Annotated in this window: 22 protein-coding genes and 1 riboswitch; of the genes, 7 read left to right on the plus strand and 15 right to left on the minus strand. The window is 67.7% G+C overall.

All coding sequences use genetic code 11. The features are described from left to right. Positions 1-48: 48 nt before the first annotated feature. The 3 genes from I4U41_RS16375 to bioD form a co-directional block, all read right to left on the minus strand. Positions 49-3,219, minus strand: a complete 3,171-nt coding sequence (locus I4U41_RS16375) for an efflux RND transporter permease subunit (RefSeq protein WP_206862243.1) — start codon at positions 3,217-3,219, stop codon at positions 49-51. A 9-nt stretch (positions 3,220-3,228) separates the two neighbouring features. Then, positions 3,229-4,449, minus strand: a complete 1,221-nt coding sequence (locus I4U41_RS16380) for an efflux RND transporter periplasmic adaptor subunit (protein WP_206862244.1) — start codon at positions 4,447-4,449, stop codon at positions 3,229-3,231. A 122-nt stretch (positions 4,450-4,571) separates the two neighbouring features. Then, positions 4,572-5,240 (minus strand): dethiobiotin synthase, encoded by a 669-nt coding sequence (gene bioD / locus I4U41_RS16385; RefSeq protein ID WP_206862245.1) that lies wholly within the window; start codon positions 5,238-5,240, stop codon positions 4,572-4,574. A gap of 84 nt (positions 5,241-5,324) precedes the next feature. On the opposite strand from bioD, the gene I4U41_RS16390 reads away from it, so the two are divergent. The 4 genes from I4U41_RS16390 to I4U41_RS16405 all read left to right on the plus strand — a co-directional run bounded on the left by I4U41_RS16390 (position 5,325) and on the right by I4U41_RS16405 (position 9,370). Further along, complete coding sequence (locus I4U41_RS16390) at positions 5,325-5,810, plus strand: GAF domain-containing protein (protein ID WP_206862246.1); 486 nt, start codon at positions 5,325-5,327, stop codon at positions 5,808-5,810. Beyond that, positions 5,807-6,178, plus strand: coding sequence for a TfoX/Sxy family protein (locus tag I4U41_RS16395; RefSeq protein WP_206862247.1), 372 nt, complete (start codon positions 5,807-5,809; stop codon positions 6,176-6,178). The genes I4U41_RS16390 and I4U41_RS16395 overlap by 4 nt, the downstream gene beginning before the upstream one ends. 200 nt (positions 6,179-6,378) lie before the next feature. Then, positions 6,379-6,600, plus strand: a riboswitch (cobalamin riboswitch). Positions 6,601-6,741: 141 nt separating this feature from the next. Further along, on the plus strand, positions 6,742-8,613 hold the full coding sequence (gene btuB, locus I4U41_RS16400) for a TonB-dependent vitamin B12 receptor (RefSeq protein WP_206862248.1): 1,872 nt from the start codon (positions 6,742-6,744) through the stop codon (positions 8,611-8,613). Positions 8,614-8,824: 211 nt separating this feature from the next. Next, complete coding sequence (locus I4U41_RS16405) at positions 8,825-9,370, plus strand: isochorismatase family protein (protein ID WP_206862249.1); 546 nt, start codon at positions 8,825-8,827, stop codon at positions 9,368-9,370. On the opposite strand, the gene I4U41_RS16410 is transcribed toward I4U41_RS16405, so the two are convergent. The 12 genes from I4U41_RS16410 to I4U41_RS18600 form a co-directional block, all read right to left on the minus strand. Next, positions 9,357-11,195 (minus strand): carboxypeptidase regulatory-like domain-containing protein, encoded by a 1,839-nt coding sequence (locus tag I4U41_RS16410; RefSeq protein WP_206862250.1) that lies wholly within the window; start codon positions 11,193-11,195, stop codon positions 9,357-9,359. The genes I4U41_RS16405 and I4U41_RS16410 overlap by 14 nt on opposite strands. Next, a complete protein-coding gene (locus I4U41_RS16415; protein WP_206862251.1) occupies positions 11,192-13,378 on the minus strand; it encodes a hypothetical protein in 2,187 nt (728 codons plus the stop codon). Before I4U41_RS16415 ends, I4U41_RS16410 begins: the two co-directional genes overlap by 4 nt. Beyond that, positions 13,375-14,547, minus strand: coding sequence for a BatA domain-containing protein (locus I4U41_RS16420; RefSeq protein ID WP_206862252.1), 1,173 nt, complete (start codon positions 14,545-14,547; stop codon positions 13,375-13,377). The genes I4U41_RS16415 and I4U41_RS16420 overlap by 4 nt, the downstream gene beginning before the upstream one ends. After that, entirely contained in the window at positions 14,544-15,458 is a 915-nt protein-coding gene (locus I4U41_RS16425) for a DUF58 domain-containing protein (RefSeq protein WP_206862253.1), read from the minus strand. Before I4U41_RS16425 ends, I4U41_RS16420 begins: the two co-directional genes overlap by 4 nt. Positions 15,459-15,471: 13 nt before the next feature. Further along, complete coding sequence (locus tag I4U41_RS16430) at positions 15,472-16,467, minus strand: AAA family ATPase (RefSeq protein WP_206862254.1); 996 nt, start codon at positions 16,465-16,467, stop codon at positions 15,472-15,474. Positions 16,468-16,586: 119 nt separating this feature from the next. Further along, complete coding sequence (locus I4U41_RS16435; RefSeq protein WP_206862255.1) at positions 16,587-17,288, minus strand: DUF4159 domain-containing protein; 702 nt, start codon at positions 17,286-17,288, stop codon at positions 16,587-16,589. Then, on the minus strand, positions 17,285-18,910 hold the full coding sequence (locus I4U41_RS16440) for a metallopeptidase TldD-related protein (protein ID WP_206862256.1): 1,626 nt from the start codon (positions 18,908-18,910) through the stop codon (positions 17,285-17,287). Before I4U41_RS16440 ends, I4U41_RS16435 begins: the two co-directional genes overlap by 4 nt. A 15-nt stretch (positions 18,911-18,925) precedes the next feature. Then, entirely contained in the window at positions 18,926-20,260 is a 1,335-nt protein-coding gene (locus tag I4U41_RS16445) for a TldD/PmbA family protein (protein WP_115841874.1), read from the minus strand. 23 nt (positions 20,261-20,283) lie between these two features. Then, a complete protein-coding gene (locus I4U41_RS16450; protein ID WP_206862257.1) occupies positions 20,284-21,912 on the minus strand; it encodes a metallopeptidase TldD-related protein in 1,629 nt (542 codons plus the stop codon). 400 nt (positions 21,913-22,312) lie between these two features. Further along, the gene (locus I4U41_RS16455) at positions 22,313-23,200 is read right to left on the minus strand and encodes a hypothetical protein (RefSeq protein ID WP_206862258.1); all 888 of its coding nucleotides are present in this window, start codon (positions 23,198-23,200) and stop codon (positions 22,313-22,315) included. Positions 23,201-23,482: 282 nt separating this feature from the next. Next, positions 23,483-23,743, minus strand: a complete 261-nt coding sequence (locus I4U41_RS16460) for a PAAR domain-containing protein (protein WP_206862259.1) — start codon at positions 23,741-23,743, stop codon at positions 23,483-23,485. A gap of 66 nt (positions 23,744-23,809) precedes the next feature. Continuing rightward, positions 23,810-24,010, minus strand: coding sequence for an Hcp family type VI secretion system effector (locus I4U41_RS18600; protein ID WP_343225234.1), 201 nt, complete (start codon positions 24,008-24,010; stop codon positions 23,810-23,812). Positions 24,011-24,046: 36 nt separating this feature from the next. Between I4U41_RS18600 and I4U41_RS16470 the strand changes: the two genes are divergently transcribed. The 3 genes from I4U41_RS16470 to I4U41_RS16480 are packed head-to-tail and all read left to right on the plus strand — an operon-like array spanning position 24,047 to position 25,563. After that, positions 24,047-24,220 carry a hypothetical protein gene (locus I4U41_RS16470; protein ID WP_206862260.1) on the plus strand — a complete coding sequence of 58 codons (174 nt, stop codon included), beginning with the start codon at positions 24,047-24,049 and terminating at the stop codon, positions 24,218-24,220. After that, entirely contained in the window at positions 24,217-24,936 is a 720-nt protein-coding gene (locus I4U41_RS16475) for a hypothetical protein (RefSeq protein WP_206862261.1), read from the plus strand. Before I4U41_RS16470 ends, I4U41_RS16475 begins: the two co-directional genes overlap by 4 nt. Positions 24,937-24,963: 27 nt before the next feature. Further along, on the plus strand, positions 24,964-25,563 hold the full coding sequence (locus I4U41_RS16480) for an SPFH domain-containing protein (RefSeq protein WP_242525305.1): 600 nt from the start codon (positions 24,964-24,966) through the stop codon (positions 25,561-25,563). Positions 25,564-25,746 lie beyond the last annotated feature (183 nt).

Raw genomic sequence — 25,746 nt, forward strand, 5'->3', positions numbered from 1 at the left:
AAAAAGCCCGCCATCCGGCGGGCTTTTTCCTGGTGCGGGCGACGCGCGTCAGGTCGCAGGACGCGGTGTCGGTTCCTCGTCCTCGTCGCGTTCGAGCACCGGCTTCTCGTCCATCTTGTCGCCCAGCAGGCGACGCACCGCGACGTAGAACACCGGGATCAGCAGCAGGCCGAGGAAGGTCGCGAAGATCATGCCGCCGATCACGCCGGTACCGATCGCGTGACGCGAGTTGGCGCCGGCGCCGCTGGAAATCGCCAGCGGGAACACGCCCATGATGAAGGCGAACGACGTCATCAGGATCGGGCGGAAACGCAGGTGCGCCGCTTCGATCGTCGCCTCGCGCAGCGTCTTGCCGTGCTGGCGCTGCTCGATGGCGAACTCCACGATCAGGATCGCGTTCTTGGCGGCAAGGCCAATCACCGTGATCAGGCCGATCTTGAAGTAGATGTCGTTCGGCAGGCCGCGCAGCAGCGAGAACAGCACCGCGCCGAGCGCGCCCAGCGGCACGACCAGCAGCACCGCGACCGGCACCGACCAGCTTTCGTACAGCGCCGCGAGGCACAGGAACACCACCAGGATCGACAGCGCGAGCAGCGCCGGCGCCTGGTTGCCCGACAGGATTTCCTGGTACGACTGGCCCGTCCAGTCGTAGCCGAAGCCCTGCGGCAGGTCGTTCTCGACGATGTTCTGCATCGCGGTCATCGCCTCGCCCGAGCTGTGGCCCGGCGCCTGCGAACCGACGATTTCCACCGCGGCGTAACCGTTGTAACGCGTGAGCGACGGCGACGCGGTGATCCAGTGGCTGCGCACGACGTTCGACAGCGGCACCATCGACGCGGCCTCGCCCTCGGCCGGCTGCGTGAGCGGGCTGGGCGTGTAGAAGCGCGCGAGCGATTCCGGACCGGTGCGGTACGGCGCATCGGCCTGCATGGTCACGCGCTTCACGCGGCCTTCGTCGACGAAGTCGTTGACGTACACCGGCGCCAGCATCAGCTGGATCGCGCTGTAGATGTCGCCCACCGACAAGCCCATCGACTGTGCCTGCACGCGGTCGACGTCCAGCCGCAGCTGCGGCGACTCTTCCAGCTGGTTCGGACGCACCGCCGTCAGCGCCTGGTTCTGCGCGGCCTTGCCGAGCAGCACGTTGCGCGCTTCGGTCAGGGCTTCGCGTCCCTGGCCGCTGCGGTCCTGCAGGTACATGTCGAAGCCGCCGAACTGGCCCAGGCCCGACACCGTCGGCAGGTTGATCACGAAGATCTGCGCGTCGCGGATGCCGAACAGCGCCATGTTCGCCTTCTGGATGAACTCGGCGGCGGTGACGTCGCGGTCGTCCCACGGCTTGAGGCGGATGAACGCGATGCCCACGTTCTCGCCCTGGCCCACGAAGCTGAAGCCGGCGACGGTGAAGATGCCGTCGAACGCCTCGTCCTTCTCCATCGTCTGGCGCACCTGGTCCAGCACGGCGTTGGTGCGGTTGATGGTCGCGCCCGGCGGCAGGTTGATCAGCGCGATGGCGTAGCCCTGATCTTCCTCGGGGAGGAAGCTGCCCGGCATGCGCGTGAACAGGAAGCCGCACAGCACCACCAGCACGCCGAACACCATCATCCAGCGCGGCGTGTGCTTGATCGCGCTGCCGATGTGGCCGACGTACGTCTTGGCGACCTTGTCGTAGTACTTGTTGAAGGTGCGGAAGACGATGTTGTCGCGGTGGTGGTCGGCGGTGGGCTTCAGCAGCGTCGCGCACAGCGCGGGCGTGAAGCCCAGCGCGAGGAACGCCGAGAAGAACATCGCCATGGCGATGGTGATGGCGAACTGCTTGTAGATCTCGCCCGCCGAACCGCCCTGGAACGCGGACGGGATGAACACCGCCGCCAGCACGACCGTGATCGCCACGACCGCGCCGCTGATCTGCGTCATCGACTTGCGCGTGGCGGCCTTCGGCGACAGGCCTTCCTCGGTCATGATGCGTTCGACGTTCTCGATCACCACGATCGCGTCGTCCACCACGATGCCGATCGCCAGCACCATGCCGAACAGGCTGAGCTGGTTGATGGTGAAGCCGATGAAGTACATCCCCAGGAACGTGCCGAGCAGCGCGATCGGGATCACCAGCGTCGGGATCAGCGTCGCCCGGAAGTTCTGCAGGAAGATAAGCATCACCAGGAAGACGAGCACGATCGCCTCGAACAGCGTCTTGATCACTTCCTTGATCGAGACGGCGACGAAGGTCGAGCTGTCGTACGGCGAGAACCAGGTCACGCCCTTGGGGAACGTGGCCTGCAGTTCGTTCATGCGCTGCGTGACGGCTTCGGCGACGCCCAGCGCGTTGGCGCCCGGCGCCAGCTGGATCGCGAAACCGGCCGCGGGCTTGCCGTCCCAGCGGCTGTCGAAGCCGTAGGAGGTGGCGCCCAGGCCGACGCGCGCGACATCGCGAAGGCGCACGGTGGTGCCGTCGGCATTGGTGCGCAGGATGATGTTGCCGAACTGCTCGGGCGTGCTGAAGCGGCCTTCGGCGGACACCGTCGCGGTGAAGCCCTGCTCGACCGGCGCGGGATCGGCGCCGATCTTGCCGGCCGCGAACTGCACGTTCTGCGAGCGGACCGCCTGCAGCACCTGCGTCGCCGACAGGCCGAAGCCGCGCAGACGATCCGGGTTCAACCAGATGTTCATCGCGTATTCGCTGCCGAACTGCTGGGTGCTGCCGACGCCCGGCACGCGCGCGATCTGGTCGAGCACGCGCGAGCCGATGATGTCGCTCAGCGCGTCGCGGTCCATCGTGTCGTCGTCGCTACGCAGCGCGACGACCTTCAGGAAGCCCGCATTCGCCTTGGCGACGACCACGCCCTGCTGGGTCACTTCGGTCGGCAGACGCGGCGTGGCGAGCGCGACCTTGTTCTGCACCTGCACCTGCGCGATGTCCGGATCGGTGCCCGGCGCGAAGGTGAGCGTGATGTTCGAGCCGCCGCTGGAGCTGGACGACGAGGAGAAGTAGACGAGGTTGTCGATGCCCGTCAGCTGCTGCTCGATGACCTGCGTGACCGCGCCTTCGGCCGTCTCGGCGCTCGCGCCGGGATACGACGCGGACACCGTCACCTGCGGCGGCGCGATGGAGGGATACGACTCGACGCCGAGGTTCAGGATCGCGAGCACGCCGCAAAGCGAGATCAGGATCGCGATGACCCAGGCGAAGACCGGGTGGTTGATGAAGAATCTGGACATGGCGGGGGATTAGTCCTTCTGGGCCGGTTCCTGACCGGCTGCCTTCTTGGCCGGCTCCTCGCCGGCGGCCTTGCCGGCCTGTCCCTGCGGAGCGCCGGGCGCGGCGGCGGCGCTGCCGGCGGCGTCCGCCGGCTTGGCCGTGGCCGGCGAACCCGGCTGCGCACGCTGCACGCCCGAGACGATGACCTGGTCGTTCGGCGCCAGGCCCTGGGTCACGACCCAGTTGCCGCCCTGCTGGCGATCGGCGCGGACGTCCTTGCGCGCGACCTTGCCGTCGGCCCCCACGACCAGCACGAACGCGCTCTTCGCGTCGCGCTGCAGGCCGGCCTGCGGGACGAGGTAGGCGTTCGGCTGCGTGCCGAGCGTCGCCTGCAGCGTCACGAAGGTGCCCGGCAGCAGGTTCTTCTCCGGATTCGGGATCAGCGCGCGCAGCGCGATCGCGCCGGTGGTCGGATCGACCACGTCGCCGGAGAAGTTCAGCTTGCCCGGATGCTCGTAGGGCGTGCCGTCCGGCAGCAGCACGGTGACAGTGGAGTCGCTCTGCGAACCGTGCGCGCGGCGGACCTGCTCCAGTTCGGACACGCTCAGCGAGAAGTTCACGTAGAGCTGGTCGATCTGGTCGACGGTCGTCAGCAATGTCGCCGTGCCCTGGCCGACGAGGGCGCCCTCGGTGACCATCTGCTGGTTCGCGCGACCGCTGATCGGCGCGGTCACCGTCGCATAACCCAGGTTGATGCGGGCGTTGGCCAGCGCGGCTTCGGCCTGCTTCACCGCGGCGCCTGCGCTGCGCTCGGCGGCGAGCGCGTTGTCGAGGTCGGACTGCGAGACGAACTTGTCCGGGGCGAGGCGACGCGCGCGGTCGGCCGCGGCCTTCGAATTGGCGTAGTTCGCCTGCGCCGAGGCGAGCGAGGCCTGCGCCTGGCCGACTTCGGCCTGCAGCGGCGCCGGGTCGATCAGGAACAGCACCTGGCCGGCCTTCACGTCGCTGCCTTCCTCATAGACGCGCCGCTGCAGCACGCCCGGGACGCGGGCGCGCACGTCGGCGCTACGGAATGCGGCCAGGCGGCCCACCAGATCCTTCTGCAACGGCACATCGCGCGGCTGCACCTTGACCACGCCGACTTCCGGCGGAGGCATGCCGCCCTGGGGCTGCTGATCCTTGCCGCCGCAGGCGGACAGTGCGAGGGCCAACGCGGCGGCGATCGCCACCGTGCGCGGGTTCTTGACCATGGGGGAAGACTCCAGTTCCTTCATTACGAGCGTCGAAGCCCGGACGGGTTCTAATTCCTATACCGCTCAGTCTAGCATTCGTCGGGAGCGGCCCATCTCCCATTGGTCACGTCTATCGGCGATCAGGCCGTTTGGAGCAAAGACCACAGCTGTGCGGGATCGGGCATGTCGCGGTACGGGAGCCGTCCCCAGCACGCCACCGGGAGCCGCTGCTTCAGCAGTTCGAAGTTGTCGTCGGCGCGGGCCATGGCCGGATCGATGTCGTTGGCGATCCAGCCCGCCAGCCGCAGCCCGTCGCGTTCGATCGCACGGGCGGTCAGGCGCGCATGGCTGATGCAGCCCAGCCGCAGCCCCACGACCATCACCACCGGCAGGTCCAGCACGCGCGCCAGGTCGGCCTGGTCCAGCGTGGCCGACAGCGGGGCGGCCCAACCGCCGACGCCTTCCACCACCACCACATCGGCCTGCGCGGACAGGCGCTCGAACGCGGACACGATGGGCGCAAGGGTAACGCGGATACCGGCGTCGCTGGCAGCCAGTTCCGGCGCCAGCGGATTGGGCAGGGCGAACGGATTCACGTCCGCATAGGCCGGCCGCGGCGAACTGGCGGCCTGCAGCGCGAGCGCGTCCTCGTTGCGCCAACCCTCCGGCGTGGCCTCGCAGCCGCTGGCGAGGGGCTTCATGCCGGCCGCCCGCAGCCCGCGTGCGCGCAACGCATGCAGCAGCGTCGCACTGGCCAGGGATTTGCCGATGCCCGTGTCGGTGCCGGTGACGAACCAGCCGCGGTTCATGCCGCCTCCCGGTTGCACGCGGCCGTGGCGACCCCATCTACGTCGGTATCTGAGGCACTATTGCGATGTGGAAACGAGGCGCTCATGTTCACCAGCGAAAGTCTAAGCGGCAGCAAGCCGGAACAGTACGAACAGCTGCTCGCGCAGGCCCGCGCGCTGGTGCACGGCGAGCGCGACCGCATCGCCAACGCGGCCAATCTGTCGGCGCTGGTCTATCACGCGCTGCCGCAGCTCAACTGGGTCGGTTTCTACTTCTTCGACGGCACCGAACTGGTGGTCGGCCCGTTCCAGGGCCTGCCGGCCTGCGTGCGCATCCCGCTCGACAAGGGCGTGTGCGGCGCGGCGGCCTCGACTCGCCAGACCCAGCGGATCGACGACGTGCACGCCTTCCCGGGCCATATCGCCTGCGATTCGGCGTCGAACTCCGAGCTGGTCGTCCCGCTGGTGTCGTCGAAGGGCGAGCTGATCGGCGTGTTCGACCTGGACAGTCCGGTTCACGATCGTTTCGACGTTGATGACCAGCACGGCCTGGAGGCGATCGCGCGGGCTTTCGTGGAGTCACTCGAATGACCAGCACCGACAAGCTGCGCAACATCGGCCCGAAGTCCGCCGCCTGGCTGCGCCAGGTCGGACTGCGCACGCGCGACGACCTCGCCGCGGTGGGCACGGTGGAAGCCTTCATGCGCGTCAAGCGCGCGGGCTTCAAGCCGACGTTGAACCTGCTGTACGCGATCGAAGGCGCGCTGCAGGACTGCCACTGGCAGGAGATTTCCGACGAACGCCGCAGCGAACTGATCCTCGCCGCCGACGCCGCCACCGCGCTGCTCCCGCCGCCGCGCTACAAGCCGGCCGCCGCGCCGGTGACCACCACGCAGATGGCACGCGAGGATTCGATGGCGATGCCGGCGTTGTTCGACGAGCCGGCGGATCGGGAGTGAGTCCGTAGCGTCACCGCCTCGGCTTCTGCTCCCTTCCCTGCTTGCAGGGAGAGTTGGGGAGGGGTGAAGCATCACCCGCGGCCCTGGAAGCAACTCGCTCCAGATCTAGCAGCCTCCTTATCGCGCCCTCCACGCCGAGGCAGCGGCTCCCCCTGAGCCCCAAAAACACCCAAACGAAGCACAACCGCGAAAATGCCGTAGACTTCGCCCCGCTTCGAGGTGACCCGCCGGCGTCCTGCCCACGGGTTGAAACGGGAAGCCGGTGACGCCGCACCACGGCCAGTCCGGCACTGCCCCCGCAACGGTAAGCGAGCAACAGGCTCGGCACACCGCCACTGTGCGCATGCACGGGAAGGCGCCGCAGCCGGAGGACATCGTCCTCGCCCGCGAGTCCGGAGACCGGCCACGAAGCAGGCCGCCTGGCGACAGGCCGGCCTCCACTGGTTGCGATGCGGAGGGCGTCGCGGCGGCGACGTCGGCGCGCCCGCGCCCCGTAGCGGCCTCGATTCTTCCGGCAACCGTTCCCTTTGCCGTTGGCGCCCGATCCGCGCCGGAGAATCGCGATGTCCTTCCGCAGCACCGTCCACGTCCAAGCGCTCGCCCTGGCCTGCGCGTCCGCCCTGCCCCTGCTCGCGCACGCGGCGCCGCAGGCGACCGACCTGGACGAAGTCGTCGTCACCGCCAACCGCACCGCCGTCACCGTCAACGACGCGCTCGCGCCGGTGGAAGTGATCGACGCCGAACAGATCCGCCGCAGCCAGGCGCGTTCGCTGCCGGACCTGCTGCGTGGCCGCGCCGGCATCTCGCTGTCGAACCAGGGCGGCGCGGGCAAGCTCACCACGCTGTTCCTGCGCGGTGCCGAATCCGACCACGTGCTCGTGCTCGTCGACGGCGTGCGCATCGGCTCGGCGACCTCGGGCCTGGCATCGCTGCAGGACTTGCCGGTCGACCTGATCGATCGCGTCGAAATCGTGCGCGGCCCGCGTTCGAGCCTGTACGGCGCCGACGCCATCGGCGGCGTCATCCAGGTGTTCACGCGCCGCGACCGCAACGGCTTCGCGCCGCGCGTGAGCGTCGGCGGCGGTTCCAACGGCCTCAACGAATTCTCCACCGGCTTCGGCGGTCGCAGTGGGCGCGCGTGGTTCGGCGCGGACTACTCGTACAGCCACACGCAGGGCATCGACGCGTGCAGCGGTTACCTGGATCCGGTGACCTTCGACGGCGCGGGCTGCTTCATCGCACCGGGCTCGCAGCCCGATCGCGACGGCTACACGCGCGATGCACTGTCGGTCCGCGGCGGCATCGAGTTCGACGAACAGTGGAGCCTGGAAGGCCACGCGCTGCGCAACGAAGGCGACAACGAGTTCGACGGCGATTTCACCGATCGCGCGAAGACCGTGCAGCAGGTCGTCGGCGGCAAGCTGCGCTGGCACCCGAACAGCCGCGTCGACCTGCACCTGACCGCCGGCCGCAACACCGATGCGTCGGACAACTACCTCGGCGACACCTACCTCGACTACTTCAGCACCTACCGCGACAGCGCCACGCTGCAGGGCGATTTCGGCCTCGCCGAGAAGCACCTGCTCAGCATCGGCCTGGACTGGCTCGACGACAGCGTGAGCAGCACGACGCAGTACGACGAGACCTCGCGCGACAACAAGGCGGCGTTCGTGCAGTACCAGGGGCGCTTCGGTGCGCAATCGCTGGAAGCCAGCGTGCGCCGCGACGACAACGAGCAGTTCGGCGGCCACACCACCGGCAGCGCCGCGTGGGGCATCGAGTTCGCGCACGGCTGGCGCATCACCGCCGGCTACGGCAGCGCGTTCAAGGCGCCGACGTTCAATGAACTGTACTACCCGTTCTTCGGCAACGCGGACCTGCATCCGGAAGAATCGGAAACCTGGGAACTCGGCACCGCCTGGCGCGGCGACACCTTCAACGTGCGACTCGACGCGTTCACCACCGACGTGGACGACCTGATCGCCTTCGACGCCGCGATCGGCCTGCCGAACAACGTCGAACGCGCGCGCATGCGCGGCGCCGAGCTCGGCATCGACACGACGGTCGCCGACTGGACCATCAACGGCGCGATCAGCTACCTCGACACCGAGAACCGCAGCGGCTTCTACGCGGGCAACGAGCTCGCCCGCCGTGCGAAGCAGAGCGCGCGCGTGGACGTGGATCGCGCCTTCGGCAAGTTCCGCCTGGGCGTCACCGCGGCAGGCGAAGGTTCGCGTTTCGACGACGTCGCCAACACGCGCCGCCTCGGCGGCTACGGCACGCTCGACCTGCGCGCCGAGTACGCGATCACCCCGGCCCTGACGGTGCAGGCGCGCGTGGCGAACGTGTTCGACCGCGATTACGAGACGGTGGCGTTCTACAACCAGGCCGGCCGCGAGTGGTTCCTGACGCTGCGGTATGCGCCGGTGAACTGAGCTTCCTGCTTCTGCTCCCTCCCCTGCGAATGCAGGGGAGGGTGGGGAGGGGCTGCGTACACAGCGCGGCCGACCGGACGAAGGCGTCGTTCAGGTCACCGCACCTCCCAGCCCGCGACCTCTCCCACCGGAAGACAGCCTCAACCATCGCGCGACGCCGCGATCACGACCGCATCGCGATCCTACCCTTCAGTCCCCAGTCGCGCGCGACGTGAAAGGCCACGCCCTCCTCATCATCGACATGATCAACGCCCTCGATTTCCCCGAGGGCGAAAAGCTGCTCGCCACCGCGAAGCCGGCCGCGCGCCGCATCGCGAGTTTGAAGCAGCGGCTGAAGCCGCGCGGCGTGCCGGTGATCTACGTCAACGACAACTACGGCCAGTGGCGTTCGGATTTCAAGCAGGTCGTGGCGCGATGCGCCGCGCCGGACTCGCTCGGCGCGCCACTGGTGACCCTGTTGCGTCCGGAAGAAGACGACTTCTTCGTGCTGAAACCCGAACGCAGCGGCTTCCGCGACACCCCGCTGCGCATGCTGCTGGGGAAGCTCGACGCGAAAACGCTGATCCTCACCGGCATCGCGCTCGACGCATGCGTGCTGGCCACCGCCTCCGACGCCAACATGCACGGCTTCAAGCTGCACGTGCCCTCCGATTGCGTCGCGTCGGAAACGCCGGGACGACGCACGGCTTCGCTCAAGCTGCTGCGCGACTCGCTGCAGGTGGATACGCGGCCGTCGCGCGCGATCACACTGCGCTGAGCCGGCGCCCAACGCGCGAACGCTCGAACCACCACAACGCGGCGCTCGCGACCAGCCAGCCCAGCCACCACGGCCAGCGCGCACCGGGGCGACGCGGCGCCTGCAACGCGCCGCTCGCGGGAGTCGCACCCGATGAGGAAGCGGCGAGCCGCAGCGTCGCCTCGCGCGTGGCCTGCGCCTTGAGTGCCGGCGCGGCATCGCGCGCACGCACGAAGAACGCCTGCTCGCGATCGCCGGACCGAAGCCGGTGCCATCCCGCCGAACGCGGCCAGAACGCGGCGCATCCGCGCGCGGCCGGATCGCGCACCAATCCATGTTCGCGGGCGCCGGGCGCGATCACCCGCGCACCCTCCTGCACGCCGCACAACGACATGCGCTGTCCTTCCCACGCATCGCGATCGATGTCGAACGCCGTCTGCGGACGCGCACGCGCGAGCGTCGCGAACGCACCGCTCCACATCTGTGCGTGCCGGTCGTCGCGTCCCACGAGCACCAGGCGGAAGCTGTCCGTCACCAGCCACACGCCGACGCGTCCGCGTCCGTGCGCGCGCCACGTGGCAAGCGGCGCACCGTCGGCATCGCGCAGCAGCGGCACGCCGTAGGACGCACGCACCGTCGCATCGCGGCGCGCCAGGACCGGCAGCTCCGGCGGCGGCTCCTCACGCGAGCGCGGGGCATCCTGCGAACCAGGGCCGAGGCGCGCGCGTTCGGCCGCATCGTCGCGCGCGGTGGCTGGCAGCCGCACCGGAGTCGAATCGCGACCGCCATCGAACGCGAATCCGAGCGCACGCAAGCGCGCGCGCTCGTGCGCCGACAGCGCACCGGTGACGCGCACCAGCAACCCGAGCCCGTCGCGCACCGCCGCATCGAGGTCGCCGCGTTGCGCCTCGCCCATCGACGACCACGCGCGTTCGTCGATGACCGCGACGTCGAAACGCGCAAGCGTCCCCGCGTTGATCGCAACCGGCGCATCGCCGAGCTGCACGCCACCGCCGACCGCGACCTGCGCCTGCGACGGCAAGCCCGCATCTTCCAGCCAGCGACGCAGATACTTCACCTCCGGGCCCGGCGCGCCGGCAAGCAGCAGCACGCGCGGCGGCACGGGCGTTTCGACCAGCAGGGGGACGTCGATCTCCTCGATCACGCGCTGGCCGGCATCAAGCACGCGCAGGCGGAACGTCGCACTCCCCTCGCCTCGCGCGGTGGCGGACAGGTCGAATCGGCCATCGCGGGCCAGCGTCGTGCGATCGACACGGCGGCGCGCGGGATCGAGCAGTTCGGCTGCGCCGTTCGCGACGCCGCCCACGCGACCGCCCACGTTGAACTCGTCGCCCGCCGCGATACGCCCGGGCGAATGCAGTTCGAGCACACCGCGCGGAAGCGGCGATGGCGTGAACTCGACGGCGACGCCGTTGGCGGCGTCGAGATCGCGCGCGTCCAGCCCATCGCCGATCACGCGCACGCGCTGCGTTCCGGGATGACGACGCAATGCCGTGGCCAGATCGGGTACGCGCTCGACGTCGGACCACTGCGGCGCTTCTGGAAGCGCGACCAGCGCATCGCCGGCCGTGGCCTTCGCGCGCTGCGCGCCGGACGTCGCGACGACCAGCGTGCCCGCACGGCCCGGTACGGTCGGCGGCCACAGCGCGAAGTACAACAGCGCGGCGCAGACCGGCTGCGCGACCAGCAACACCGCGATGCGCGCGGCGTGCGAACGCTGCGCTGGCCCGGCGCGCAGATGGCGATACACCAGACGCACGATCGCAAGCAGCGCGGCGAACGCGAGCAGCCATGCGGTCGTCGTCGGCGTGAACAGCGGCGTCATCGTGCGTTCTCCTGCCGCAGCGCATCCAGGTATCGACGACCTGCGGCATCGCCGTCATCGCGACGCGGAACGGTGGTCGGCGGACGCGGCAGCAGCGGCCACAGCTGCGCGCGCAACTCGCGGCGGCACGGCACGCACGCCGGCTCGGCGCGCAGCGCATCGATCGCGGCGATCAGCGACAGCGGATCGGCCACACGCGATTCGTTGGCACGCAGCCAGCGGTCGAGCGAGGCAAAGTCGATGTCGCGCGCGACACCGTCATCGACGTGCGCCTCGTCCAGCGCCTGCCACAGCTGCAGGAGCGCCGGATCCGGCGGCGTCGCCGCGACCAGTGCATCGCCGCGACGCGCGATGCCCGCGCGGTCGCCGGTCATGCGACGCGATTCGTCGATCGGCGGAAGCTCCGGGCCCACGCGCGCGAGGTAGATGCGGCTGGCCTGCTGCACCTGCTTGATGTGCTTGAGCGCGGTGTATGCGTAGGGCAACGCCTGGTCCGGATGCCCCTGGCGCAGATGACCTTCCGACTGCCACATCGCGTCGAGCGCGAGTTTCAGCGTGGCGCGCGTTTCCGGATCGAGCAGCGTCGCGGCTTCGGCGTGGTCGTGCGTGTGGCCGTATTCCTCGAGCACCGCGCCTTCCTGGCCGAACGTCGCGGGCGTCGCGGGTTCGTCGTGCGCATGATCGTCGGCGGGTTCGTCGGCGTGTTCGTGCTCGTCTGTGGCCTCGGTCTGCGACTCGGTGACCGCGGAAACATCGTCCGACGTCGGCGGCGGCTTCGGCGCACCTTCGGCCTCTTCGCCGAGGAACTGGCCGTAACGCAGGCGCAGGATGCGCTGGTCGACACCGATCGCGTCGCTGCGGCGCAGGTATTCGGTGGCATCGAGCCGGCGCTTCTCCTTCAGCAGCGCTTCGGCATCGATGATGATCTGCCGCTGGCTGCGGAAGTACGCCGGCATCACCTTGCGCACCATGCCTTCCATGTCGCTGGTTTCGGTGCCCAGATCCGACGGCCAGCGCAGGATCAGGCTCGCGCTGCGCGCGTTCTGCGGCGATGGCGTGCGGTTGTCTTCCACTTCCAGCTGCGCGATCAGGTCGTCGCCCACCGCGAAGCCGAGCGAGCGCAGATCGAGCGAATGCGCGAAGCGCTTGGTCGTTGCGCTGCCTGTGCCACGCAGCGCGACCGTCTGTTCGCGGAAGGTGATGTTCTCGCCGCTGCCCTGCGCGAGGGTGACGCGCAGCTTCGCGGTGTTCGCGATGCCGTAATCGTCGGTGGCTTCGAACGAGACGGCCCACGCCTTCTGGTTCGCGGTGGCGAGGCTGAGGCTGCGATCGGGTTCGAGCACGCGCACCTGCGGCGGGCGGTCGGCGACGGCATCCAGGCGATGCGGCTTCGCGTCGCGCAGCGGCGGCGCATCCTTCAGGCTCAGTCGATACAGCGCCGAGCGCGTGAGCACGTGCTCGCCGCGCCAGATCTCGCCATCGCGACGCAGCGCGACGCGGCGGCCGTCGTGGAAGACCAGTTCGGCGGCAGCGGGCTGCGGCGCAAGGCGCAGCGTCCACGCAAGCTTCGTGCCCAGCGGCGCGCGCGTGTCGAGCGAAGGTTCGTCGCGCGCGGCCTGCCGCGTGTAGGCGGGCGGCGCGACGCGCAGGTTCTGTTCGACGATGCGCGTGTGCGTCGGCCTGGCGGCTTCGCCACTGAGCTGCGCGACGACGTCGTCGAAGGCCTGCGCGGGGCGATTCGGCCATAACAGCGCGGCGGCGAACACGATGGCGGCGATCGCCACTGAAAGCACGATCGCGCGCGTCGACCAGCGCGGACGGAGCTCCGGCGCCGCGCCGCGCTCAAGACGGTCGATCAGGCGAGCACGCTGGAGGCGTTCGAGCGTCGTCAGCGACGCTTCGTGCGCGAACAGCAGGTCCGTGCTGTCTTCCATGTCCGGGCGCGTCGCGTCCAGGCGCTGTACGAGCCAATGCGTGTCGAGCTTGCGCGCGCGATGCATTGCGAACGCCACGACGACGGCGGCCGTGATGAGGAACGACGCGACGGCGATGCCGACGCCTTGCCATCGCCAAGCGATGGCTGCGACGGCGAAGGCCCAAGGCAGCGTGCGCGCGATGGCGTCGAGCGCGACGCGCGTGCGGGCGTGCTGCAAGGTCTGGCGCAGCAGCGTGGTCGCGTTCATGGCGCCACCGCGCGTCGCGACGACGTCGCGAGCCAGCGTTCGAGCAGGAAGACCAGCGCGATGAGCAACGCCAGCCATGGCTGGAGATCGCGCGGCGAGATCGGGAACGTCGTTCCGCCCGTCAGCGGATCATGTTCACCGGAAAGAGCGCGCGACGGCGATGCAGGCGGCGGTTCGAGCGCGTCGCGCAGGTACTGCGGGAACGTGGCGTCGAGCAGCTGCGGCATCGCCTGCGGAGTGAGCGTGCGCGTAAAGCGCAGCACACGGCCGTGACCGTAGGCGGCGCCTTCGATGAGGGCCGAACCGGCTTCGTCGCGCCACAACGTTGCCCATGCGGGCACTTCTGCGGTCAAGGGAAGGTGCGCACCGACGTCCAGCAGCAGCGTGCCGCCATTGCGCGCCCAGTCGCGGACATTCGTCGGAACATCGCCCGCCGAGAGCCACGCGAGCTGCTCGGCGTTGGCAGGCAAGGGCTGTCCGATAGGCGCGATATCCACCTTCGCGTTCACGTTGGCCGGCTGCCACGCGAGCGAAGCGGCGCGCAGGTAACGCGCGGCGGCCGCACGATCGGGCGCATGGCGCACAATCAATGTCGGAGCGGCAGGTGCCTTCTGCGCCACTTCCGCCGGCATCGCACCCGGCACGACGCGCCAGTCGATCTTTCGCGACAGCACGATGCGCCGGCCATCGGCATGATCGATGCGCTCCGGCACGAACACGGTCAGCGCGACCTCTTCCGGCAGGTTCGCATCGAGCTCGCGCAACAGGCTCGGAAGCGATGCGTGGGCCGCATCCGGCATCGCCTCTACTTCCGGAAAACCCAGCGCCAGCCAATGCCAACGCGCCTGCGGCGAATCGAACGCCGCTCGCGCTTTTGCCAGATCGACGCCCGGCGTCACGGCGACGTACGGTGCATGCGATTCACCGCCGTGAAGCACGGGACGCGCGAGCAGCAGCGCCATCAGCGCGACCAGCAGCAGGCGCACGATCAGCAGCGGCCATTCGTCGAAGCGGATGCGATGACGGGGCTTGGGTTTCTGCCGCAGCCAGCGCAGCGCGGCGAACGCGGTCGGGCGCTGCTCGCTGCGCCGCGCCAGGTGGATCGCCAGCGGGATCAGCAGTGCGCCCAGTGCGGCCAGCGCGGCGGGAATCAGGAACGCGAGGCTCACGCGTACTCCGCGGCGTCGCGCGCGCCGAACAGCCGCCGCAGCGGCAGGTCGAGCGGCTGGTCGAGCACGTATTCGGCATGGCGGATGCCGCTGGAATCCAGCCGCGCATCGAGTTCACGCCGCGCCTGCGTGAAGCGCGCGAGGAACTCCGCGCGCATCGCCGCACCGTCGCCAAGCAGTTCCTCGCCCGTTTCCGGGTCGTGGAAGCGATGGCCGCCGCTGAAGGGGAAGTCGCGCTCCTCGGCGGTGAGGATGCGCACGGTCAACACTTCGCGACGTGCCGCCGCAAGGCGCGTCATCACGTCGATGGCGCCTTCGTCGAAGCCGTCGCTGAGCAGCACCACCAGATCGCCCGCGCCGATGCGTTCCCACAGCGGGCGCAGCTTCTCCGGCGATGGCCACTGCCCGCGTGCCTCAAGCCCGTGCAGTTCGAGCAGGAAACGGTCGCGCTGGCGCAGCCCCGCGCCGGGCGCGAGCAGGCGCACGCCGTCGTCGCGCAACGCGACCAGGCCGAAGCGATCGCCCTGTCGTAGCGCGAGTTCGGCGACGCAGGCAGCCAATCCTTTTGCGGCCGAAAGCCGCGACCAGCCCGGCCGCGCCTTGTCTTCCTGCGCCATCGACGCGCTCGCGTCGATCAGCAACCACGCGGCAAGCGGACTTTCGCGTTCGGCTTCGCGAACGAAGAAGCGATCCGAGCGCGCGTAGAGCTTCCAGTCGATCTGGCGCAGTTCGTCGCCCGGCTCGTACGCGCGGTACTGCGCGAATTCCAGTCCCGCGCCGCGACTGCGGCTGTGATGCAGCCCGAGCCCCTGCAGCCCGACCGCGCGTCGCGAGGTCAGGCGCAGGTCCTTCAGCCGCGCGCGCACGGCGGGCGGGATGAAGTCGGCGATGCGGGTACCGGGCGCGTTCATCGGAACGTGGCGATCAGCCGGTGAACGGCACCGCGCGCAGCAGCGCGGCGATCACGTCGTCGGCGCTCTTCTGCTCGGCTTCCGCGGCGAACGACAACAGCAGGCGATGGCGCATCACCGGCGCGGCGAGCGCGGCGATGTCCTCGCGCGTCGCGGCGAGGCGGCCGTGCAGCAGCGCACGCGCCTTCGCGGCGAGGACCAGCGACTGGCCCGCGCGCGGACCGGCGCCCCACTTCACCCACTGCTTCACTTCGTCGGGAACGTCGGCGCCGGGGCGCGTGGCGCGCACCAGGCGCGTGACCCACGCGAGCAGGTCGTCGCCGAAATGCACCTCGCGCACCAGCGCCTGCAGCGCGAGCACTTCCTCGCCGTGCATCACGCTGGGCACGTGCGCGCTGTGCGTGCCGGTGGTCTGCGCGAGGATGTCGCGCTCCTCGCGCTCGGTCGGGTAATCCACGCGGATGTGCAGCAGGAAGCGGTCCAGCTGCGCTTCGGGCAGCGGATACGTGCCGGCCTGTTCGATCGGGTTCTGCGTCGCCAGCACGAAGAACGGCGCCGGCAGCGTGTGCGTCACGCCGGCATAGCTGACGGTGCGTTCCTGCATCGCTTCCAGCAGCGCGGCCTGCGTCTTCGGCGGAGTGCGATTGAGTTCGTCGGCGAGCAGCAGGTTGGTGAAGATCGGGCCCGGCTGGAAGCGGAAATGGCGATGGCCGGTGCCGTGGTCTTCTTCCAGCAGTTCCGTGCCGAGGATGTCGCTGGGCATCAGGTCGGGCGTGAACTGGACGCGGCGGAACTGCAGTTCCAGCGCCTGTCCGAGCGAGCGCACCAGCAGCGTCTTGCCCAGGCCCGGAACGCCTTCGAGCAGGCAGTGGCCACCGGCGAGCAGGCCGATGAGCAACTGCTCGACGACGGATTCCTGTCCGACGATCGCCTGCGCGATGGCGTTGCGCAGCGTGCCGAGGCGTTCGAGCTGGGTCTTGAGTTGCGCTTCGGTGAGGGTGTGGTTCATGTGTGGAGTCCGTGTTCGCTCTTGCTCGTCATTCCCGCGCACGCGGGAATCCAGTGCCTTCGTCGTCCGCCCTGAAGTCGCTGGATCCCCGCTTTCGCGGGGATGACGACCCTGGGGCATCAACTGCTCAACGCATACATCACGATGTTGACGGCGAACTTCGTGTTGTCCTCGGCGAGGAAACGCTTGTTGCGCCAGTCGTAATCCCACTCGCAGCCGTAATCCTTGTTGCTGTAGAGCACGCCCAGGCGGCCGTCGATCTCGATGGCCTTCAGATAGTCGTGCACCAGGTCGTCGCCCCAGCCGTTGAGTTCGAACGTGGTGGCCGGCGGGCCGTCCTTGAACTCGAAGAAGCTGCGGTACAGCGCGTGGTTGTTCGGCAGCTTCTTCAGCGCCTTCGGGCCGAAGATCTTCGCCATCTGTTCCTCGAACGACTTGGCGAACAATCCGTCGATGTCGTGGTTGCAGTCGTCCACGAAGACGAAGCCGCCGTTGCGCACGTAACGCTCGAAGTTGCGCCGCTCGGCCGGATTGAAGTCCACCAGCTTGTGGCCGGCGAGGTAGCAGAAGGGCGCCGTGAGCATCTTCGGATCGGCCAGCGCCAGCACGTGCTCCTTCGGGTCCACGCGCAGGTGGGTGTAGTCGATCAGCGAGGTGATCAGGTTCGCCGGCATCCGCTGGTCGACGTCCCAGTCGCCGGAGTCGTACTTCAACCGCGTCAGCCAGAAGTCGTAATCCGCAGCCGCCGCCTGCGCGAGAGGCGGCAGCATCGCGGCTGCCGCGCTTCCCAGCATCAGGCGGAGGAACTGCGCGCGGTTCATATCGACCGCGCGGTATTGATGACGTTGATTCCGTTGAACCGCGCCGTAGCCGCGCCGTGCGACACCGCCGAGACCTGGCTCGGCTGGCCCTTGCCGTCGAAGAACGAACCGTTGAGGCGGAAGTCGCGCTCGTCGCAGATCGCCACGCACGCGTTCCAGAATTCCGGCGTGCGGATCTGGTACGCGGCGTCTTCAACCAGGCCGGTGACCTTGCCGTTCCTGATCTCGTAGAACAGCTGGCCGCCGAACTGCGCGTTGTAGCGCTGCTGGTCGATGGAATACGACCCGCGGCCGTGCACATACAGGCCGTTTTCGACGTCCTTGACCATGTCGGCGACGCTGAGCGGCGTCTTGCCCGGCATCAGCGAAACGTTCGCCATGCGCTGGAACTGCACGCTCGACCACGAATCGGCGTAGCTGCAACCGTGCGATTCGGTGTGGCCGAGGATGTGCGCTTCATCGCGCGTGGCCTGGTAATCGACGAGTACACCATCGCGCACCAGGTCCCACTGCTTCGTCTTCACGCCTTCGTCGTCGTAACCGACCGCGCCGAGGCTGCCCGGACGCGTCTTGTCGGCGACGAAGTTGACGATGTCGCTGCCCCACTTGTAGCCCGCGTCGCGCTTGTCGAGCGTGGCGAAGCTGGTGCCGGCGTAATTGGCTTCGTAGCCGAGCACGCGGTCGAGTTCGAGCGGATGGCCGACGTTCTCGTGGATGGTGAGGAACAGGTTCGTCGGGTCGATGACCAGGTCGTACTTGCCCGGCTTCACCGACGGTGCCTTGAGCTTCGCGCGTGCGTCACGCGCGGCCTGCACCGCGTCTTCCACCACGTCGTAGCTGGTGGCGTATGCGGTGATGCCGCCGGGCAGCGCGCGCTTGCCGGCCGCCGCGCCGTCCAGGTATTCGTAGCCCATGCCCATCGGTGCGGACAGGCCATTGCGCGTGCGGAACTTGCCGCTCGCCTTGTCCACCGCGGTGGCCGTCACCGGCAGCCAGATGCGGTGGATGTCCTGGCCGACGTAGCTGCCATCGGTGGACGCGAAGTACTTCTGTTCGTTGATGAGGAACAGCGTGGAGTTGAAGAAATCCGCGCCGGCCTTCATCGCCGCGGCATTGACCGACAGCAGCAGGTCGACCTTGTCCTTGATCGGCACTTCCATGCCGTTCTTGCGGATAGGCGTGGCCCAGCGCACCTCGCCCAATGCGGGCGTGGGCGCCAGTTCGACCTTGCGCGTCTGGTTGCGCGCGTTGGCCTTCGCGATCGACAACGCGGTGCGCGTCGCCTGCGCGACGGCTTCCGGCGTCTGCACGTGCGTGGCGGCGAAACCCCACGCGCCGTCGGCGAGCACGCGCACGCCGACGCCGGAAGACTCGGCGTTGACGACGTTCTCCACGCGCGCTTCGCGGGTGATGACCGACTGGCGCAGGTAACGGCCGATGCGCACGTCGGAATACTGCGCGCCGCCAGCACGGGCCGTAGCGAGCGCGGCGTCGGCGAGCTGCCGACGACGCGCATGATCGACCGGTTCCAGCAGCGCTTCCGCAGCAACGCTGCGCCCGAACGGGAGCAGCGCGCCTGCCGTGGTCAAACCGGTAAAGCTGAGGAAATCACGACGTTGCACGATCGAACTTCCCCGTCACACCGCGTCGGAAAGCGAGGTGAAGGTGAAATCGCGCAGCTTCATCGGCGGGATCATCATCACGAACGAGGATTCGTCGCCGGCCACGCGCACCGGACGGCCGAGTTCCTCGATGTTGTTGAGCATGATCACCGGCGACTCGTTGAAGCGGAAGTTCTTCACCGGGTGCTTGATCTGGCCGTTCTCGATGTAGAAGGTGCCGTCGCGCGTGAGGCCGGTCAGCAGCACGGTCTGCGGATCGACCATGCGGATGTACCAGGTGCGCGTGACGAGGATGCCCTTCTGCGTGCCGCGCACCAGGTCGGCCGTGGACTTGTCGCCGCCGGCGACCAGCAGGTTGCCCGGCTCGCCCACGGCGCGCTTGCCCTGCTTCTTGGCCCAGTAGCGCGAGTAGTTGAGCGCGACGACCTTGCCGTTCTCGACGATGTTCATCTTCTCGCGCGGCAGGCCTTCGGAATCCCACGGCAGCACCGGCGCGCGCGGATCCCACGGGTCGGCGCTGATGTTCACGCGCGAGTCGTAGACCTGCTCGCCAAGCTTGTTGCCGCCGCCCTTCTTCGACAGGAAGCTGCGGCCTTCATCGGCCTGGCGCGCGTCGAAGAAATTCATCATGAACGAGATCAGGCCCGCGGCCGCAGCCGGTTCCAGGATCACGGTGTACTTGCCCGGCTCCAGCGCCTTGGCTTCGGCCGATTCGGTGGCCTTGCGCATGGCGGTGCGGATGTCGGCGTCGGCCTTGAAGTCGGACGCGTCCTTGAGGTTGCGACCGACCCAGCCCGAACCGCGGCCGTCTTCGGTGCGCACGGTGCAGGTGTAGTTGAAGTTCGCGCCGCGCTGGTAGGCGAAGTTGCCGTTGGAGTTGGCGATGGCCACGAAGTTCTGGCCGTCTTCCAGAAAGCCCGCGGCGATCAGCTTCTCGCCCTTGCACGGGCCGATGGAATCGGCCGCCACCTTGGCGCGGTATTCCGGCGTGATGCCCGCGGTGGATTCGCTGAAGGTCGGGCTCGGCTTGTAGGTCTGCTTCTCGATCGCCGGCATGAACTCCGGGTTTTCCGGCGCCAGGCGCGCGAGGTCCTCGGCGCGGCGCACGACGCGTTCGAGCGAGGCGTCGTCGAACTCGTTGATGGTCGCGGTGCCCACGCGATTGCCGAAGGCGACTTCGACCGCGAGTTCGGTGTTGTCGACGATGCCGCTGGTGGAGATGTTGTTCAGCGCGAAACGGATGTTGCCGTCGACCGAGCCCGACAGCGTCGCGCTGATCTGGTCGGCCTTGGACAGCTTGATGACCTTGTCCAGGATGGCCTTGGACTGTTCTTCGGTGAAGATGCTCATTTATTCAGTTCTCCAGCGCGCGATCAGCCGAGGCTGCGGGCGGTGTTGATGACGTTGATGCCGTTGAAGCGCGCCGTGCTCGAACCGTGCGAGACCGCCGAGACCTGGCCCGGCTGGCCCTTGCCGTCGAAGAACGAACCGCCGAGGCGATAGTCGCTTTCGTCGCAGACGGCGGCGCAGGCGTTCCAGAATTCCGGCGTGCGGATCTGGTAGGCGACGTCCTCGATCTGCTGGGTGATCTTGCCGTTCTTGATCTCGTAGAACAGCTGGCCGCCGAACTGCGCGTTGTAACGCTGCTGGTCGATGGAGAACGAGCCGTCGCCGATGATGTAGATGCCGTTCTCGACGTCCTTGATCATGTCGGCGACCGACAGCTTGTTCTTGCCCGGCGCCAGCGACACGTTGGCCATGCGCTGGAACTGCACGCTCGACCACGAGTCGGCGTAGCAGCAGCCGTCGGATTCGGTCTTGCCGAGGATGTGGGCCTGGTCGCGGATGGTCTGGTAGTCGACCAGCTTGCCGTCGCTGATGAGGTCCCACTTCTTGGTCTTCACGCCTTCGTCGTCGTAACCGACGGCGCCGAGGCTGCCCGGCTGGATCTTGTCGGCGAAGATGTTGACGATGCCGCTGCCGTACTGGAAGCGCTCCTTCTGCTTGTCCAGCGTGGCGAAGCTGGTGCCGGCGTAGTTGGCTTCGTAGCCGAGCACGCGGTCGAGTTCGAGCGGATGGCCGACCGACTCGTGGATGGTGAGCCAGGTGTGCGACGGATCGAGCACGAGGTCGTACTTGCCGGGCTTGACCGACGGCGCCTTCAGCTTGGCCTTCGCCTGCTTTGCGGCGGCGATGGCGTCTTCCTTCATGTCGTACGACAGGCCGTAGTTCACCACGCCGTTCGGCGAGATGACCTTGCCCGACGATGCGCCGTCCAGGTATTCGAACCCCAGGCCCATCGGCGAGGACAGGCCGTCGCGCGTGCGGAACTTGCCGGTGGCCTGGTCGATGGCGGTGACGGTCATCGGCGCCCAGATGCGGTGCACGTCCTGGTCGATGTAGCTGCCGTCGGTGGACGCGAAGTACTTCTGCTCGTTGACAAGGAACAGCATCGAGTTGACGAAGTTGGCGCCGGCGTTGATCGCCGCGGCGTTCACGCCCAGCAGCAGGTCGGCCTTGTCTTTCAGCGGCACTTCCATCGCGTTCTTCTTGATCGGCGTCTTCCACGACACCTCGCCCACGCCAGGCGCCTTGGCCAGCTGGACCGGCGTGGTCTGCATCTTCGCGTTGGCCTTGGCGATCGCTGCGGCCTGCTGCGCGGCCTTCACCACGCCCTGCGTGTTCAGTGCGTTGGTGGCGGCGAAGCCCCAGGCGCCGTTGACCAGCACGCGCACGCCGATGCCGGTGGATTCGGTGTTCACGACGTTCTGGACCTTGTCCTCGCGCGTGATGACGAACTGGCGCAGGTAACGGCCGATGCGGACGTCGGAATAGCTGGCGCCCGCGGACGTGGCGGCCTGCAGCGCGGCGTCGGCCAGCTGCTTCTTCTTGGCCACGTCGAGGGTGGTGAGCAGCTCTTCGGCGGCGATGGCGCGGCCGAACGGCAACATCAGCCCGGCGGCACCGATGCCGGACATGGTGAGGAAGGAACGTCTATCCACTGTTGTAGTACCCCCGGAGTGGGCCCGCGGACGCCGGAACGGCGGGCGGGCAGGCGATCGAGACAAAATCGCACCGACTGTGGGTGGGGGGCTCGGGGGCCGTCAAGTGACGAACGGGCTATAGGGGCGCCCTCCACGGCCGGGCGCGGATGGAACTGTGCGCTCGGTTCGCCGGCGCGCGGACAGGATCGAGCCACTGTGCGGAGTCGGGCCGTTCGCTGGGATGTGATGGCGCGCGGGCGCGATGTTCCTGAACCCGAGCGCCAGCGGTGGGCTCACTCGGCAACGCACGGGGGAGCCGCCCGGTGCGAGCGATCACCGCGACAGGAGTGGCAGCCGTCTTCCCGGCCCGGAGCGCGCGACGCACGGAGACGATGCGTCGCGGCTCCGTGAGGTCGGGTCAGTAGAACGTGCGCGTGCACGGCGTGACCGGGATGATGTTCGCGCCGTTGTTGAGCTGGTCGAGCCAGGTCTTCAGCGTGGCCTGCTCATCGCGCTGCGAATGGCCGGAAGGCGTGTTGGGGTATAGCCCCAGCGACGCATTGGCATCGTCCATCAGCTCGTTGATGGTGCACTTGCAGGGCAGGAAGTAGGCATCGCCGTCGACGAAGCCGGCTTCGACGTTCAACGTCATCGCGGCCAGTTGCACCGAGAGCATGTAGGCCATGTTGACCGAGTTGCCGCCCAGCAGCCAGGCGCGGAAGCCGTCGTAGTTGAGCGGATCGAATGCGGTGCCGCTCGCGCCGACCAGGTTGAGCGTGGAGAGCAGGCCCAGTTCGGTCGCCATTTCGCCGCCGTCGTTCATGCGGTCCTGGCCGTTCTTGTTGCTCCAGAAACCGAGCGTGTGGCCGCCGCTTCCCTTCTTGCAGTAATTGCCGAAGTACACGGTCACCGTCTTGCACGGCACGATGGAGAAGTTCTTCGGGTTGACCGGAACGCCGTTCACGCGTGGCGCGGTCTGCACCCAGTTGGACTGGAGCGGCGTGGCTTCGAGCACCGAATAACCCGAGCCGCCGGTGAGCCCCGACCAGACGGCGGTGGTGTTCCTCGTGCTCGTGGTGCCGTTGGGGCGTGTGAGCGTCATCGGCCAGCCGGTGAGGAACGGCTCGCCGGTGTCGCGCACGCCGTTGGCGTTGGCGTCGTAGAACTTCTTCACCACGACCGAGCCGGTGTAGGGATTGACCGTGGTTGCGGTCTGCGCGAAGGCGGCACCGGCGAAAGTGCCGAGAACAAGCACGGCGCTGGCGATCGCCGGGAGACGATGCCGGGGATGGGTACGGAGTTTCATGGGGGATGCCCTCGAACGTGGCCCTTGGCGCCGACCTCCCTTCGTAACGCGCAACAGAGCCTGGTAAGGAACGGCCGCCCGCGTCGCACGGGCGTGGTCCTGTCGTGAACGCGCACGAGCTTCCGCAAACGTTGCGCCCTCCCTACAACGCGAGCCGATTGGCGGAGCGGACACGCGCGGCCTGCGCCGCGCGTCTGCATTCGTGCGCACGGTGAAAGCTGCATTCAGCCCATGCGCCACACGTCATCCACTGGCGAACTCAGCAGGGAACGTGAAGAGACCTCAGCGCCCGACCATGAAGCCGCTGTCGCCTTCCGTCAGCGTTCCGCCGTGATCAGTCTTGTCGCCGACCGTGGCTGCCGCCTTTCCATCGATCACGAACCCAGCCGAGCCGCTGACGATCGTCGCGCCGCAACTGGTTCTGTCGCCGACGCGGGCGACCGCGCGGCCATTGCTGGTGAATGCGTTGGCACCCGAGACGACGGTGCCCTTGCCATGAATCGGACACTCATGCGCGTGTCCGACGAGAACGAGAGGTTTCATCTTCGACTCCGAAGCATCGACTCTGGAAAGAATCGGGCGCCGCCCCACGCGGCGCCCGATCCGACATCACGCCGTCAGCGGCGCGCGCCAGTCGTCCGAACCGGAGGTGCCGGCGACGGTGTGCTCCCAGGTGATCTTGCGGTAGGCCATCGACACTTCGATCAGCTGCGTGTAGTTGTCCGAGTTCCGGATCTCAACTACCTGCTTCGCCTGCAGGCGCACGGCGTCGATATCGGTGCCCTCGTGTTGGGGCAGACATCGGCCCACGCCGGTCGGGCGAGCGCAGTAGCACTCGAGATGTGCGTGGCCGCCTTTCGGACCGTCGACGAGTTCGCGCGGACCGCCAGCGGTGATCCGCTCCCCTACCCGGAGCGGGAGCGGTTCTTCGCCTTCCTTTGCTCGACCTTGATGCAGGACGATTCGAACGAATCGACCACAACGCTCAAGGAACGCCTGATCAGGTTGATGAGCGCATGAGCTATAGCCAAGCATTCCAGCGAGTGATCGTCGCCTTTTCCACACTGCTCCGCGACGCCTGGGCCGGTGTCTTTGCACTGGTATTCGCGAAGAGGCCGAGAACCCTGCGACGCTCTTTTGCAGCCATCGGAAGCAAACTGGACACATTCTTCTCTGGCGTCTGGTGGTGGCATGCACGCCGATACATGATGGAGAAGCGACTCGGCCAGGCACTTGAACGATTCGGGGATAATTCGATTGCTGCCCGCTGGGTAACCGAGCGATACCGCGAGATGCACTTCGCGGTGACGTACTGGCGAAGCGCACCCGCGCTCGTCCGACGCGCGGCACTCGCTGCACGCGAAGCCGGCGTATCTGTGAGCGACCTTCGACTGATCGTGCTCAATACCGACCTGCGTATGCGGCGCAACAAGGTCTTTCTTCGCCGATCGACCCTCATGCGCGTGCTATCCGCCGCATTCGCCACGATCGTATGCGTGCATTGGGTTCTGATGAACTGCCTCGTCGTGCTTGCACTTGGGGCGGCATGGCTCAAGGTCCTCGCGATCGTGTGCATCTTCGTCGTCTATGCGACGCTGTATCGAGGCTGGAGCCTCTTCGGGTACCGCGCGATAGCTGCCGTCGACCGATCAGGAAATCTGCTGGATCAGGTTTGCGTACAAACCCAGAATGCACACGCTGCAGATCCGCAACCAACTGTGCTCAAACGCCGCTGAAGTTCACATCGGAGACAAGGGGAATCCATGTTCGGTTTGCGCTATGTCAAAGCCAGTCCAAGCACCTACCTTATTCAATACCGCAACGGGCAACCGGTACGGGAGGGCACAGGATTGGCCTTCTTCTATTTCGCCCCCAACGCCTCCCTGGTCTCAGTGCCTCTGGAGAGCGTCGACGTTGCCTTCATGTTCAATGAGGTGAGCAGCGACTTCCAGGCCGTAACGGCGCAGGGGCAGGTGACCTATCGCGTCGCCGATCCCAAGCTCCTGGCCAGCCTGATGAACTTCACCCTCAAGCCTAACGGCGAGTATGTCTCGGAGGATCCTTCGCGACTGCCACAGCGCGTAGTCAACGCTGCACAGGTGCAGTTACGCTCGGTCCTGTCCGGGCAGACCCTGCAAGAACTGCTGCGCGGCTCCGAACGACTGGTGCAAACCGTGCGCGAAGGTCTTCGTCGGCCGGATGGGCTTCCTGGTCTTGGGCTGGAACTGGTCAACCTCTCCGTGCTGGCCGTGCGACCTAATCCGGAAACCGCGCGCGCACTAGAAGCGACGGTTCCCGAGCCGGCAGCAACCGAAACGATGTACCGACGCAGTTTCCCTCGCGGAAGGGATCGCGATGAGTGAACTGGAGACCTTCTGGAGTCGACGCTTCAGTACTGAGTTTACTGACGAAGAAATCGACGAGCGGACGAAGATTGTCCCCCAACCACTTGGCTCGCTTGCCGAGTTCCCGATAGAAGTAGCGGAGTGGAAATTGGATGTTGCGCTCAGGACACACTTCGTCCCTAGCACCCAGACTCGCAGTAT

The organism is Lysobacter changpingensis (assembly GCF_017308985.1).
Classification (GTDB): domain Bacteria; phylum Pseudomonadota; class Gammaproteobacteria; order Xanthomonadales; family Xanthomonadaceae; genus Lysobacter_J; species Lysobacter_J changpingensis.

Bases quoted from the DNA above. Each gene is read 5' to 3' on its own strand.
- I4U41_RS16375 (WP_206862243.1), bottom strand. From the start codon at position 3,219: ATGTCCAGATTCTTCATCAACCACCCGGTCTTCGCCTGGGTCATCGCG.
- I4U41_RS16380 (WP_206862244.1), bottom strand. From the start codon at position 4,449: ATGGTCAAGAACCCGCGCACGGTGGCGATCGCCGCCGCGTTGGCCCTC.
- bioD (WP_206862245.1), bottom strand. From the start codon at position 5,240: ATGAACCGCGGCTGGTTCGTCACCGGCACCGACACGGGCATCGGCAAA.
- I4U41_RS16390 (WP_206862246.1), top strand. From the start codon at position 5,325: ATGTTCACCAGCGAAAGTCTAAGCGGCAGCAAGCCGGAACAGTACGAA.
- I4U41_RS16395 (WP_206862247.1), top strand. From the start codon at position 5,807: ATGACCAGCACCGACAAGCTGCGCAACATCGGCCCGAAGTCCGCCGCC.
- btuB (WP_206862248.1), top strand. From the start codon at position 6,742: ATGTCCTTCCGCAGCACCGTCCACGTCCAAGCGCTCGCCCTGGCCTGC.
- I4U41_RS16410 (WP_206862250.1), bottom strand. From the start codon at position 11,195: ATGACGCCGCTGTTCACGCCGACGACGACCGCATGGCTGCTCGCGTTC.
- I4U41_RS16415 (WP_206862251.1), bottom strand. From the start codon at position 13,378: ATGAACGCGACCACGCTGCTGCGCCAGACCTTGCAGCACGCCCGCACG.
- I4U41_RS16425 (WP_206862253.1), bottom strand. From the start codon at position 15,458: ATGAACGCGCCCGGTACCCGCATCGCCGACTTCATCCCGCCCGCCGTG.
- I4U41_RS16430 (WP_206862254.1), bottom strand. From the start codon at position 16,467: ATGAACCACACCCTCACCGAAGCGCAACTCAAGACCCAGCTCGAACGC.
- I4U41_RS16435 (WP_206862255.1), bottom strand. From the start codon at position 17,288: ATGAACCGCGCGCAGTTCCTCCGCCTGATGCTGGGAAGCGCGGCAGCC.
- I4U41_RS16445 (WP_115841874.1), bottom strand. From the start codon at position 20,260: ATGAGCATCTTCACCGAAGAACAGTCCAAGGCCATCCTGGACAAGGTC.
- I4U41_RS16455 (WP_206862258.1), bottom strand. From the start codon at position 23,200: ATGAAACTCCGTACCCATCCCCGGCATCGTCTCCCGGCGATCGCCAGC.
- I4U41_RS16460 (WP_206862259.1), bottom strand. From the start codon at position 23,743: ATGAAACCTCTCGTTCTCGTCGGACACGCGCATGAGTGTCCGATTCAT.
- I4U41_RS16475 (WP_206862261.1), top strand. From the start codon at position 24,217: ATGAGCTATAGCCAAGCATTCCAGCGAGTGATCGTCGCCTTTTCCACA.
- I4U41_RS16480 (WP_242525305.1), top strand. From the start codon at position 24,964: ATGTTCGGTTTGCGCTATGTCAAAGCCAGTCCAAGCACCTACCTTATT.